Source organism: Aestuariivirga sp., from assembly GCF_044239095.1.
In the GTDB taxonomy this organism is placed as follows: Bacteria; Pseudomonadota; Alphaproteobacteria; order Rhizobiales; family Aestuariivirgaceae; genus Aestuariivirga.
Genome location: NZ_JBIICB010000119.1, coordinates 1 through 11,956, shown reverse-complemented (window position 1 = coordinate 11,956; position 11,956 = coordinate 1). Strand labels below are relative to the sequence as shown.

At 62.8% G+C, this 11,956-nt stretch carries 11 protein-coding genes; 2 read left to right on the top strand and 9 right to left on the bottom strand.

Annotation, left to right across the window (positions count from 1 at the left end; all coding sequences use genetic code 11):
- Positions 1-294 precede the first annotated feature (294 nt).
- The 5 genes from ACILRA_RS12115 to ACILRA_RS12095 form a co-directional block, all read right to left on the bottom strand.
- Positions 295-1,116 (bottom strand): tetratricopeptide repeat protein, encoded by an 822-nt coding sequence (locus ACILRA_RS12115; RefSeq protein WP_395662357.1) that lies wholly within the window; start codon positions 1,114-1,116, stop codon positions 295-297.
- Positions 1,117-1,558: 442 nt separating this feature from the next.
- Positions 1,559-2,302 carry an amino acid ABC transporter ATP-binding protein gene (locus ACILRA_RS12110; protein WP_395662356.1) on the bottom strand — a complete coding sequence of 248 codons (744 nt, stop codon included), beginning with the start codon at positions 2,300-2,302 and terminating at the stop codon, positions 1,559-1,561.
- Position 2,303: 1 nt separating this feature from the next.
- The gene (locus ACILRA_RS12105; protein WP_395662355.1) at positions 2,304-3,455 is read right to left on the bottom strand and encodes an amino acid ABC transporter permease; all 1,152 of its coding nucleotides are present in this window, start codon (positions 3,453-3,455) and stop codon (positions 2,304-2,306) included.
- 81 nt (positions 3,456-3,536) lie between these two features.
- On the bottom strand, positions 3,537-4,379 hold the full coding sequence (locus ACILRA_RS12100; RefSeq protein ID WP_395662354.1) for an ABC transporter substrate-binding protein: 843 nt from the start codon (positions 4,377-4,379) through the stop codon (positions 3,537-3,539).
- A 167-nt stretch (positions 4,380-4,546) separates the two neighbouring features.
- A complete protein-coding gene (locus ACILRA_RS12095) occupies positions 4,547-6,028 on the bottom strand; it encodes an aldehyde dehydrogenase (protein ID WP_395662353.1) in 1,482 nt (493 codons plus the stop codon).
- A 98-nt stretch (positions 6,029-6,126) separates the two neighbouring features.
- Here ACILRA_RS12095 and ACILRA_RS12090 point away from each other — a divergent pair, with 98 nt between their 5' ends.
- The gene (locus ACILRA_RS12090) at positions 6,127-7,773 is read left to right on the top strand and encodes an FMN-binding glutamate synthase family protein (RefSeq protein ID WP_395662352.1); all 1,647 of its coding nucleotides are present in this window, start codon (positions 6,127-6,129) and stop codon (positions 7,771-7,773) included.
- 58 nt (positions 7,774-7,831) lie between these two features.
- Here the strand turns inward: ACILRA_RS12090 and rpmG are convergent, their stop codons facing one another.
- From rpmG to rnr, 4 genes are all read right to left on the bottom strand, one after another.
- Positions 7,832-7,999: a 50S ribosomal protein L33 gene (gene rpmG / locus ACILRA_RS12085; protein ID WP_373504503.1), complete on the bottom strand. Its 168-nt coding sequence runs from the start codon at positions 7,997-7,999 to the stop codon at positions 7,832-7,834.
- Between the two features lie 84 nt (positions 8,000-8,083).
- Entirely contained in the window at positions 8,084-8,776 is a 693-nt protein-coding gene (locus ACILRA_RS12080) for an NUDIX hydrolase (RefSeq protein WP_395662351.1), read from the bottom strand.
- Entirely contained in the window at positions 8,773-9,192 is a 420-nt protein-coding gene (locus tag ACILRA_RS12075) for a DUF983 domain-containing protein (protein WP_395662350.1), read from the bottom strand. The genes ACILRA_RS12080 and ACILRA_RS12075 overlap by 4 nt, the downstream gene beginning before the upstream one ends.
- Before the next feature lie 216 nt (positions 9,193-9,408).
- Positions 9,409-11,616 (bottom strand): ribonuclease R, encoded by a 2,208-nt coding sequence (gene rnr, locus ACILRA_RS12070; RefSeq protein WP_395662349.1) that lies wholly within the window; start codon positions 11,614-11,616, stop codon positions 9,409-9,411.
- A gap of 145 nt (positions 11,617-11,761) precedes the next feature.
- On the opposite strand from rnr, the gene ACILRA_RS12065 reads away from it, so the two are divergent.
- Positions 11,762-11,956, top strand: a 195-nt coding sequence (locus tag ACILRA_RS12065; protein WP_395662348.1) for an NUDIX hydrolase, incomplete at its 3' end; no start/stop codon positions are given.

Here is an 11,956-nt window from a genome sequence, read left to right as displayed (position 1 = left end):
GTGAATCACTTTTCAGCCGATTTGGGAACCCCCATCCGATTCCACATGAACGTGTGACGCTCTAATGACTTTTTGCACGTTCCTGCGGGCCGTTCCCATGACGGCCTCGGACTCCACTGTCCGCCCGCGCTTGAGAAGTTCCCGCGCCCAGTAGAAATATCCACCGACCCCGTTTGGATTGATCGCTATTGCACGCTCAAAATGTCCATTAGAGGTCTCGAACTCGCCGAGGCCCGCGAAAGCGATGCCAAGCATAATATGTCCTGAAAATGTGATCCTGTCCTCGCTCGACAGCTACCCGGTCCATGATTCGACGAGGGGCCTAGACACTTCGGCTGCCCGCGCATAATCGCCGCGATACAAGGCCATAAACGCAACATTTAGTCGAGCCGGTGCCAGTTCGGGGTCGGACCCGTGGGCTTTGAGGAACCATTTCTCCGCGGAGGCCGGGTCGTTATCGATGAGCAAGCTCAATCCCTGTAGGTTCTCGAACAGGGCGCGCTCGGGAGAATGCTCCGCGGTTGGCGACTTCGCTAGCCATTCCTCGATCAAGATACGGGCCTGAGTCGGGAGAACCCCGTCTACTCCAGCCTTTTCGAAGGCATAGAGGGTTGCGATGTAGGGGTTGATCTCCTTCATCGTCAGAAAGGCTGCTTCGGCGAGAGCTTTGTCGAGCACCGTCTCCGGTGACAAGGCTACCGAGAGGTCGAAGTGCCTGGCATCATAGGAGGTTCCGGTGACGACGATCCGGGGAATATCTTTCCCGTCCTTGCTGTCAGCCACGATACTCGCGAGCAGGACGGTATGCTCGAGGCCAACCGTTGTCTGCGCCGCCTCAAGAGCTTCGGAAAGACCAGCAACCCCCGCAAGCGCCGAGCTTACGGGCTTGTCTTTGCTCGTGACGAGGTTAAGCTCGCCGATGATCGATCCCGTATCGGCGATTTTATCGAGTTCCCCGGCAAATATGGCCTCGACCACGCCGCTGCTGAAGCCCCTCTGCTCGTAGATCGGCGCGACGGAGGTCTGCAGGTGGATGGTTGAAGAACTGAGATAGGCATCCGCTCCCAGAAGTCCCGCTGCCCCTATCAGAGCATACAATAGAGTCGTCGGTTCCATTTCTCATCCTTGTTCAAACCACAAGTGTACCGGTGCACGGTTATGAGACAACGTACTGCGCCGGTTCTGCCGTCAGTGTGAACTCTGTGGCGGCTTCGAATGCAAGGGCTTTCTGTTTTGCCCTGATCTGATTAGAGCGGCGGACGGTCAGTTGAGATCACTTCCCACTTCTCACCGTCATGCCAGCGAAAGCTGGCATCCCGCTTTTGTTGCAGCACTTGCAGACAGAAAGCGGGATCCCAGCTTTCGCTGGGGTGACGGAATGGATGGAGCGGTTGGCGCGGATAGATCGAAGATCCACCGCTGATCTCGTTTGACCGCCCGAAGCTTTAGCGCGCGTTCCGACCAGGTGGAATCACCTGGTCGAAAAGAACTCGCGCAAGATCAATTGCTTGAGCATGATCTTATCGCAAAAGTGGTTTCCACTTTTGCGGATCATGCTCTAAAGCCTTCCTGCCTCGATGATGCGCTTGAGAAAGGCGCGGGTGCGTTCCTCGCGCGGATGGCCGAAGAGCTGCTCGGGTGGGCCTTCCTCGTGGACAACGCCCTCGTAGAGAAAGCAGACTTTCGAGGCGACTTCCCGGGCGAAACCCATCTCATGGGTGGCAAGCAGCATGGTCATGCCCTGGGAGGCGAGATCGCGCACGATGCCGAGCACTTCCGACACGAGTTCCGGGTCGAGGGCTGAGGTGATCTCGTCGAGCAGCATGACCTTGGGTTCCATGGCCAGGGCGCGTACGATGGCGACGCGCTGCTGCTGGCCGCCCGAAAGCCGGTCGGGATACTCCCTGGCCTTGGCCTCAAGCCCGATGCGGGTGAGGAGCGCCATCGCCCTTGCTTCAGCCTCGGCGCGCGGCAGCTTCAGCACCTTGATTGGCGCCAGCGTGACGTTCTCGATCACGCTCATGTGGGGGAAGAGGTTGAAGCTCTGGAAGACGATTCCAACATTCCGGCGCAGGGTGTTGACGTCCACGCCCGGGCCTGAGACCCGGTCATCCATCAGCCGGATCTCGCCTCCCTGGATCTCTTCCAGCCCGTTGATGCAGCGGAGCAGGGTGGACTTGCCGCATCCGGAAGGGCCGATGAGACAGACAACCTCGTGTTCTTTCACCGAGAGATTGACCCCGCGCAGAACCCGCACGGGACCGAATTCCTTCTGAACATCGATGATCTCGAGAAAGGCCATGTCAGCCTCCGGCCCGCATGCGGGCATTGTCGCGCTCGATCAGCCTGTCCACCAACCGCGCCTGCGGGATGGTGATCAGGACAAACAGGATCGCCACGATGGTGACCGCTGAGAGGTTGAAGGCGTTGGCGGCAATGCCCCGCGCCTGGTTGAAGGCATCGACCACCCCGAGAATCTGGACGAGGGCCGTGTCCTTCTGCAGTCCGATGAAATCATTGAGCAGTGGCGCCATGACCCGGCGCACGGCCTGCGGCACCACCACATGGCGCATGGTCTGCATGTAGGAGAGGCCAAGCGACCTGGCCGCCGAAACCTGGCTCCAGTGGATGCTGTCGATGCCGGCGCGATAGACCTCGGCCACATAGGCGCCGTAGGTCAGCGTGAGGGCAAGGATGCACCAGTAGATCACCGGAATGCGCGTGGCATCGCGGAGTTCGCGGACGGTCATCTCGCTGGTATCCACGAAGAGGCCGTAGATTTGCGGAATGATCAGGTCGGGTAGCCCGCTGGTCGGGATGCCGAAGCCGACGAGATAGAGCGTCACGATGGCCGGAAGACCACGGAACACGTCGCAATAGAGAATGGCCAAAGCGCGGATCGGCTGGCCGCCGGGCCCCGGCGCCATGCGGGCCAGGGCCACGATCAGGCCCCAGATCAATACGAGGATCTCAGCGGCGACGAAGGTGACGATGTTCACGTAGATGAACTTCTCGGCGACCAGCATCCACTTCTCGCTGATCAGCGGCAGCAGGAAGAAGGTCTGTCCGACGGCCGTGCCATTCATGAAGATGAAGGCGAAGAAGCCCAGCATCAGCAGCGAAAAAATGCCCCAGCCGAAGGCGATCCAGGCGTGCTCACGCGCCGCGGCCGAGGCGATCCGCGCTGATATGGCATCGCTCGCCTTGACGGCCTGCGTGGCTTGCCGCGTCAGCCGCCAGGACTTGACGGCGGGAATGAACAGCGCCGCCGTGGCCAGCACGAGGGGGATGAAGAGCAGTTCCCACCAGGCGCTGCTCGCGTTCAGAGACACGATGGCATCGCGAACGAGCGACGTCGCGCCATGCGCGGCGAACACGCAGGCGGCAGCAAACAGGAGGGCCGCCTGCGACAGGGCAACCGGCGGCCTCGGATAGGAGATGGCTGAAGACGGCATGAGCGATGCGTCTTCAGCGATCAGTCAATGAACCGCACCGCGGGCCCAGAGGCGCCCGCGGTGCCGGACGGCCCCGTTCCATCAGGGCTTGAAATAGGGAATGGTTGCCGGGTCCTTGCCCCATTCGGCGGCAAGATACTTGGCGCCGAGCTTGGCGATGGTGCCGTCATCGATCATTGCCTGAATGATCTTGCTGATGGTCTCGTTGTTGGGATTGTCCTTCAGCATGATGCCGCCATAGGACTCGCCCGTGCGGTATTGCCCCACCACGATCGACTTGCCGCCGGCGGCCTTCTCCTCGGCCAGGGTGATGGAGGTGTCGGTGATTGCCGCGTCGACCTGGCCGGCGCGCAGGGCCGCGAACATCTCGCCCTGTTCGGCATAGATCTGCGGTTCCTTGATGCCGAGGACCTCGGTGACGAAGGTGGCGCCCGTGGTGCCCTGCTGGATTCCGATCTTGGCGGTCTTGACGCTCGCCTCATCGACGGGCGCATCTGAACGGGTGATCACACCCATGTCGGAGCTGAAGTAAGGCGTGGTGAAGTCGAACACCTTCTTGCGCTCCTCGGTGATTGAGGTCTGGGCGAAGCCGACATCGTAACCGGATTCCTGGTTGCCGATGAATGCTTCCCATGATGTGGCGCGCACCACCATCGCGTCATATCCGGCACGCCAGGCGATCTCGGCCGCCATGCAGTATTCCATGCCGTCCTTGATGACCTCGACCGCATCGCCATTCCACCATATCGGGGCGGGCAGCGAGGTCAGCACCGTGAACTGCCCGGAGGTGGCAGGGTTGGCGATCGGAATAGACCCCTTCTGGCCCGTCATTTCGCAATTGCCGATCATGTTGGCGGCCGAAACAGGACCGGCAAGCGTCAGGACGGCAACAGCGGCCAGCAGAACGCGCTTGGTTATGGACATGCGATGGTTCTCCCCAGTTTAATCTTGAAAAAGAAGCACGTTCACGGGCCGCTGTGCAAGTGAAACAGATGTAACGATCCCCAACTCCCGGCATGAACGCCCGCTGCCCCGGGCGTGACGGCGAGACTTGGGAGTTGATCCCAACGGATCACCCGCCTATCTCTCTGTTAAAGCTGGATAAAAGTGTTCTTCACCTGGCAGTATTTGTCCATCGCGTGGAGTGACTTGTCGCGCCCGATGCCGGACTGCTTGTAGCCGCCGAAGGGTGTGGTGATGTCAGACCCCCACACGTTGTTGACGACGACCGTGCCGGCCTTGAGGCGGCGGGACAGCTTGTGGGCGCGGCTTACGTCGCGTGTCCACAAATTGGCCTGGAGGCCATAGATCGAATCATTAGCGATGCGCACCGCTTCCGCCTCGTCGCTGAACGATACGGCGACGACGACGGGACCGAAGATCTCTTCCTGCGCGATCCTCATGTCGTTCCTGACGTCCGTGAAGACGGTCGGTTCGATGTAGCTCCCGCCCGTCTCTGCGCGCGCCTGGCCACCGCCGAGTGCGATCCGTGCGCCTTCCCTGCGGCCGTCCGCGATGTAACCCAGAACGCGCTGCATCTGGTTTGAGTCGACGACGGCGCCCATGGTGGTTGCGGGATCGAGCGGATCGGTGGGCGTCCACGGCTTCGCATGCTTCGCAACGAGCGCGACGAATTCATCCCTGATCCGCTCCTCGACCAGGATGCGGGTAGGCGCGTTGCAGCTCTGCCCGGCATTGAAGAACACCCCGTCCGCCGAGACCTTGGCGATGTGGTCGAGGTCGCCCGCATCCGCGAACACGATGTTGGGTGACTTGCCGCCAGTCTCGAGCGAGACGTGCTTCATGTTGCTCTCGCCCGCGTAGCGCAGGAAATACTTGCCGACCACCGTTGATCCGGTGAAGGCCACCATGTCCACGTCCATGTGGCGGCCAAGCGCCTGGCCTGCCGTTTCTCCGAAGCCGGGCAGCACTTGCAGCACGCCCTCCGGCATGCCGGCCTCCGCCGCGAGTTCGGCGATGCGGAGCGCTGTCAGCGGCGATTGCTCGGCGGGCTTCACGATCACGGAGTTGCCGGTGGCCAGTGCCGGCCCAAGCTTCCAGGATGCCATCAGCAGGGGATAGTTCCACGGCACCACGGCCGCCACCACCCCGATCGGCTCACGCGTGATGAGCGAGATGGAGTCAGGCCGGTAAGGCGCGATCTCGTCATAGACCTTGTCGGCAGCCTCCGCATACCACTGCATGGCCTGGATCGATCCCGGAATGTCGCCGCCTGCAGAAACCGAGATGGGTTTTCCCATGTCGAGGGTCTCGAGCAGGGCCAGCTCATCCTTGTGCTTCTGCATGAGCTCGGCGAACTTCAGCATCACCTTCTTGCGCTTGGCCGGATGGCAGGCGGACCATGAGCCCTTCTCGAACACGGCGCGCGCGGCGGCAACCGCCCGGTTCACATCCTCCTGGTCGCATTCGGCAACCGTTGTCAGCACGCGTCCGTCGATCGGTGAGACGCAGTCGAAGGTCTTGCCGGAGGCCGCTGCCACATGCTTGCCGTTGATGAAGGCCTGGTTGCGGAAGGACAGGTTGGGGATCATGGCGCGATAGTCGGTGGGCATGTGTATCTCCAGCTTTGAAGCGCAAATCATAACAGAATTATCGTAGCGCAGGCGTCATAATGATTGGGTATCCCACAATAGCTATTGATGGCAGCCTGATGCTGATCTTCGAAAAACGGTTCCTCGCACTGTCGATCGCCATCGCGGTATCAATTGTGCTGCTTGGTTTGGCTGCGCTGTTCCCAGTCTGGCGGATGACCTTTCTGGCGGCGCTCTTGATTACGCTCCCGCTGGCCCTGCTGGGCGTTTATGATCTGTTTCAGACCAGGCATGCGGTGCTGCGCAATTATCCGATCCTCGGGCATCTGCGATTCATCCTTGAGGACATCCGCCCGGAGATCCGCCAGTACTTCTTTGAGGATGAGAAGAGCGGCATGCCTTTCCCGCGGGACAAGCGTGCCGTCGTCTACCAGCGAGCGAAGCACCAGCTCGACAAGCGGCCGTTCGGCACCCACCAGAATGTCTATGAGAGCCAGTTCGAATGGCTTCACCACTCGATCGCGCCAAGGCCCGTTGCCACCCGCGGATTCCGCCTCATGATCGGCGGGCCGCAATGCAGCAAACCCTATGACGCGTCGATCCTCAACATATCGGCGATGAGTTTTGGCGCCCTTTCGGCCAATGCCATCCGCGCGCTGAACCGCGGCGCGCGGATTGGTGGCTTCGCGCATGACACGGGGGAGGGCGCGATCAGCCCCTATCACCGCGAGGGCGGTGGTGATCTCATCTGGGAAATCGGCTCTGGTTATTTCGGCTGCCGTACGCCCAATGGCCAGTTCGACCCCGGAAAATTCGCCACCGCCGCCGCCGACCCGCAGGTCAAGATGATCGAGGTCAAACTCAGCCAGGGCGCCAAGCCGGGGCATGGCGGTGTATTGCCCAAGGCCAAGGTGACAGCGGAGATCGCAGAGATTCGCGGTGTGCCCATGGGTGTGGACTGCGTGTCGCCAGCCGGTCATTCGGCCTTTTCGACGCCTCTCGGGCTTCTCGAATTCCTCAACGAACTGCGCGTCCTGTCTCAGGGGAAGCCGGTCGGCTTCAAGCTTTGCATCGGACACCCGTGGGAGTTTCTCGGCATCGTCAAGGCCATGCTCGAAAGCGGCATCCTGCCGGACTTCATCGTTGTCGACGGCAAGGAGGGTGGCACGGGTGCGGCCCCGCTGGAGTTCATGGACCATCTCGGCATGCCGCTCCGGGACGGCTTGTCCTTCGTCCATGCCGCACTCACGGGCGCGGGCCTGCGCGGCGAAATCAAAATTGGCTGTGCAGGCAAGATCACCACCGGTTTCGACATGGCGCGCGTACTGGCGTTGGGCGCAGACTGGTGCAATGCCGCCCGCGGCTTCATGTTTGCCATCGGCTGCATACAGGCCCAGCAATGCCACACCGGAACCTGCCCCACAGGCGTTGCCACCCAGGATCCATCCCGCCAGCGGGCCCTGAACGTGGGCGACAAGGCCATACGCGTGGCGCATTTCCATGAGGAGACGGTGAAATCCTTCGCGGAAATCCTCGCGGCTGCGGGCTACGACGAACCTGGCCAACTGATGCCGCAGCATGTCATGCGGCGCTCACCCGATGGCCGCGTCCTGAGTTTCAAGGACCACTATCCGGCGCTGAAGCCCGGCGAATTGCTGAACGGCGCCCCGGGCACGATCTTTGCCGAGCCTTGGTCACTGGCATCCAGCAGCAGCTTCTCGCCATCCTTGCCCGCATGCCATCCGAAGCCTGTGGCCGCATCGTAAAACACAAAAGGCACCGCCGGGGGCGATGCCTTTTCTGTCAGATAATGAAAACCGGCGATTACTTGATCTTGGTTTCCTTGAACTCGACGTGCTTCCTGGCGACCGGGTCGTACTTCTTGAACGACAGCTTGTCGGTCTTGGTGCGCGAGTTCTTCTTGGTCACATAGAAATATCCGGTGTCGGCAGTCGACGCCAGCTTGATCTTGATCACATTGCCCTTGGCCATTACGGTCTCCAAAACAGGAATTTGGGCCGATAGACCCGAATTGACCGCGAAAGTCAAGGCGCGGGGGGTGGCCGCCTTTTGTTTCTAGATTGCGATCTCGTCCTCGATCCAGTTCCTGCCCCGGTGATACTGGAAGGAAGCGGGGCAGTCCTGGGCGGGCAGGCGGCCCTGGTCGAGAAAGGGCTTGAGCCGCTGCAGCGCATCGATGGTGATGAGAGGCAGGTCGAGGGAGGCGATCTCGTCGAGGCTGAGCCAGGAGAGGGTGAGGAGTTCGCCGCCGCCGTCATGATGCGGCTGGTCGACGTTTGAGAGCTGTTCGGCGTCGGCGACGAAGAAGCGCGAGTCGAAGCGCCGCGTGCGCCCAGGCGGGGTGATCGCACGCATGAACAGGGTGAGGCTGGAAAGGTCGGGCGCATCGGCGATCTTTGTGCGGCCGAACAGGAGGCCTGCTTCCTCCCAGGTCTCGCGCACGGCGGCATGGGCGAGGCCACGGGCACGGCTCTCGCTCGGCCGGCCCCGCATGCGGGCCAGCAGCTTGGCGAGTGTTGCGGGGTGCAGGTCGCGGGCGGGCTTCACCCGGCAATCCCCCGCATCAAGCCTGCCGCCGGGAAAGACGTATTTGTTGGGCATGAAGGCATGGCCCCCCGCGCGCTGGCCCATGAGGATGCGCGGCGCCCCGGATTGGCGCCGGACCAGGATCAGTGTCGCGGAATCCTTGGGCCTCAGGACCTTGGCATGACGCAGCGAACCGGCAAATTCCGGATGATCGTAGCTCATGCCTCATCCTGGTGGGCGGCATAGTCGAAGCCGTGCATGCGCAGCGCCCATTGCAGCCCCACGATGGCGCCCTTGACGGCGGGCATCAGGGCGAAGGTCAGCGCCAGCGTCACAGCGGTCCAGAGCGCGAAGTGAACGGGCAGGGGCGGCGCCCAGAGCTTTTCCACCACCAGCACCAGCGGGATCACGATGTGCCCGACGATGAACATGGTGAAATAGGGCGGCGCGTCATCGGCGCGGTGGTGGTGCAGTTCCTCCCCGCAACTCCCGCAGCGGTCCGCCACCTTCAGATATTTGCCGAACATGCGCCCCTTGCCGCAGGCGGGGCAGGCACAGGCAAAGCCGCGGCCCATGGCCTGCTTCCAGGAGCGTTTGCCGGAGGCGTCCAGCGCCTGGGTATCGAGGGTCAATGTCATGGCCGGGACGATGGCTGTCCCTCACGGCAAATTGAAGACAACCCCACGCCGCGCGACCGTCTGCCGCAAGGGGGCCTTCTCCCCCTCGCCCCCTTAGGGGGGAGAGGGCAGGGGTGAGGGGGCATCCGCGCGTACTGCCCTCAGAGCCTTCTCGCGGAGACACCCCCTCACCCCGGCCCTCTCCCCCGAAAAGGGGGCGAGGGGGAAGAAGGGCCCTCAGCGCCGGCGCCCCTTGTTCCCCCTGAATGGCCGGCTCGGCGTCTTCACCGCGCGCCGCCCGGCAGGTTTGCCTTCCCGGCCTTCCGAGACCACCTCGAAGCGCATGCCGCCAGAGACGGGGGTGGCCTCAACGAGCCTTACCTCCAGCCTGTCGCCCAGCTGGTAGGTCTCGCCGGAGCGTTCACCGGTCAGCGCATGGCGGGGCTTGTCATAGACGAAATATTCGCGCCCCAGCGTGGTGACGGGCACGAAGCCGTCAGCACCGGACTCGTCCAGCTTCACGAACAGCCCGGCACTCACGACGCCGGCGATGCGGCCGCGGAACACCGCGCCCGTCTGCTTGGACAGATGCGCCGCGACCAGCCGGTCGATGGTCTCCCGCTCCGCCGCCATGGCGCGGCGTTCGGCGTCCGAAATCATTTCGGCTGTGTCGTTCAGCTTCGCGATATCCTCCGTACTCAGACCATCGCTGCCGAAGCCCAGCGCAGTCACCAGCGCCCGGTGCACGATCAGGTCGGCATAGCGGCGGATGGGTGAGGTGAAATGCGCATAGCGCCTGAGCGACAGGCCGAAGTGCCCCTTGTTCTCCGGACTGTAGATGGCCTGCGCCTGCGTGCGCAGCACCACCTCGTTCACCAGGTGCTGGTAATCCTGGCCCTCAACGTCCTTGAGCAGCTTGTTGAAATGCTTGGGCCTCATCACCTGGCCCAAGGGCAGGGCCAGGTTCACCGTGCGCAGGAACTCGGCCAGTGCCCGCACCTTCTCCTCCGAGGGCTGCTCATGGATGCGGAAGATCAGCGGCGTCTTGCGGTTCTCCAACTCTTCCGCCGCGGCGACATTGGCCTGGATCATGAATTCCTCGACCAGCTTATGCGCGTCCAGTCGTTCAGGGTTCACCACCCGCTCGATCAGGCCGTGGGCGTCGAGGATCAGCTTGCGCTCGGGCAGGTCCAGTTCCAGTGGCTCGCGCGCGTTGCGGCCCTTGAGCAGTATGCCATAAGCCTGCCACAGCGGCTTCAGCACGCGCTCGAGCAATGGCTCGGTCTTATCGTTCGTTCTGCCGTCGATCGCCGCCTGCGCCTCTTCATAAGCGAGCTTGGCGGCAGAGCGCATGATGACGCGCTCGAAGCGGTGCTTGGTCTTCCGGCCTTGCTTGTCGAAGCTCATGAAGCAGGCCAGGGCCGGCCGCTCTTCCTTCTCGCGCAGCGAACAGAGATCGTTCGAGATGCGCTCCGGCAGCATGGGCACCACCCGGTCCGGGAAGTAGACCGAATTGCCGCGGATGCGCGCCTCGCGGTCCAGCGCGGTTCCGGGCCGCACATAGGCGGCGACGTCGGCGATGGCGACGATGATGTTGGCGCCGCTCGTAGCCTCGTCGATCTCGCCCCATACGGCATCGTCATGGTCGCGCGCATCGCGCGGGTCGATGGTGAGCAGGGGGATGTTCCGCACGTCCGTCCGCCCGTCGCGCGAGAAGGGCTTCAGGCTCTCGGATTCGCGCAGCACGCGCTCGGGGAATTCGTTGGGAATGCCATGGTGATGGATGGCGATGAGAGAGATGTTGCGCTGGTCGCTCATGTCGCCCAGCCGTTCGCGCACGCGGGCGGTGGGCAGGCCCCGGCCGCGGTCCCGCATGATTTCGGCTTCGACCAGTTCGCCGTTGAGCGCCTCGTTCTCGTCGCCTTTCATCACCTGCAATTCGTGGCGCGCCTTCTTGTCCACCGGAATGATGCGTGCGCCCAGGCCGGGAAGCACGCGGTAGACGCCCAGCACTTTGTTGGATCTGTCAGACAGCGCCTTGATCACGCGGGCGCGGAACTTGTAGCGCCCGTCGCGCGAGGCCTGGATCTTGGCCAGCACCCGGTCGCCCTTCTTCGGCGCCTTCTCGGTCCCCTCGATCACCACGCGCGGGGGCTTTCCTGCCTGGCGCTCGTCCCATTCCACGGGCTCGGCATAGGCCTCACCGTCCTTGTCGGTGCCGATGACCTCGAGCACGGTGACGGGCGGCAGCGAAGACCGGTCGATGAGCTTGCGCTGGCGCTTGGCGAGGAGGCCATCCTCCTCCATGCGCTTCAGCAGCGCCTTGAGCGCGACCTTGCCCGCGCCCGAGAGCCCGAAATGCCGGGCGATCTCGCGCTTGCCCACGATCGATGGGGAGGACTGGATGAAATCCAGGACATCGGCCTCGGCCGGGAGCCCTGGCATTTGCGGTGGCCGTTTTGCCATGGCCGCAAGGCTTAGCCGGAAATGCGCCGGATTGCCACCCGTGGCAAACGGAAACCTGCCGTGAACGAATCTGTTGTTACATTGCTGATTGCGCTATGACCTCCCATATGAGGCCGGAAGTCAATTGCTCTGGACTGGTGCGGTGAACAGGCCTGCAAACAGGAAACAATACGCGGCACTGCCGTGGCGCCATGCCGGCGCTGGACGCGAGGTGCTGCTGATTTCCTCCCGCGACACGGGGCGCTGGGTGATTCCGAAGGGCTGGCCCATCAAGGGATTGTCGCCTGCGGAAACCGCGGCGCGTGAGGCCTATGAGGAA

What these genes read in the sequence shown, in the direction of transcription:
- ACILRA_RS12115 (WP_395662357.1), bottom strand. Translation starts at nt 1,116, where the DNA reads ATGGAACCGACGACTCTATTGTATGCTCTGATAGGGGCAGCGGGACTT.
- ACILRA_RS12110 (WP_395662356.1), bottom strand. Translation starts at nt 2,302, where the DNA reads ATGGCCTTTCTCGAGATCATCGATGTTCAGAAGGAATTCGGTCCCGTG.
- ACILRA_RS12105 (WP_395662355.1), bottom strand. Translation starts at nt 3,455, where the DNA reads ATGCCGTCTTCAGCCATCTCCTATCCGAGGCCGCCGGTTGCCCTGTCG.
- ACILRA_RS12100 (WP_395662354.1), bottom strand. Translation starts at nt 4,379, where the DNA reads ATGTCCATAACCAAGCGCGTTCTGCTGGCCGCTGTTGCCGTCCTGACG.
- ACILRA_RS12095 (WP_395662353.1), bottom strand. Translation starts at nt 6,028, where the DNA reads ATGCCCACCGACTATCGCGCCATGATCCCCAACCTGTCCTTCCGCAAC.
- ACILRA_RS12090 (WP_395662352.1), top strand. Translation starts at nt 6,127, where the DNA reads ATGCTGATCTTCGAAAAACGGTTCCTCGCACTGTCGATCGCCATCGCG.
- rpmG (WP_373504503.1), bottom strand. Translation starts at nt 7,999, where the DNA reads ATGGCCAAGGGCAATGTGATCAAGATCAAGCTGGCGTCGACTGCCGAC.
- ACILRA_RS12080 (WP_395662351.1), bottom strand. Translation starts at nt 8,776, where the DNA reads ATGAGCTACGATCATCCGGAATTTGCCGGTTCGCTGCGTCATGCCAAG.
- ACILRA_RS12075 (WP_395662350.1), bottom strand. Translation starts at nt 9,192, where the DNA reads ATGACATTGACCCTCGATACCCAGGCGCTGGACGCCTCCGGCAAACGC.
- rnr (WP_395662349.1), bottom strand. Translation starts at nt 11,616, where the DNA reads ATGCCAGGGCTCCCGGCCGAGGCCGATGTCCTGGATTTCATCCAGTCC.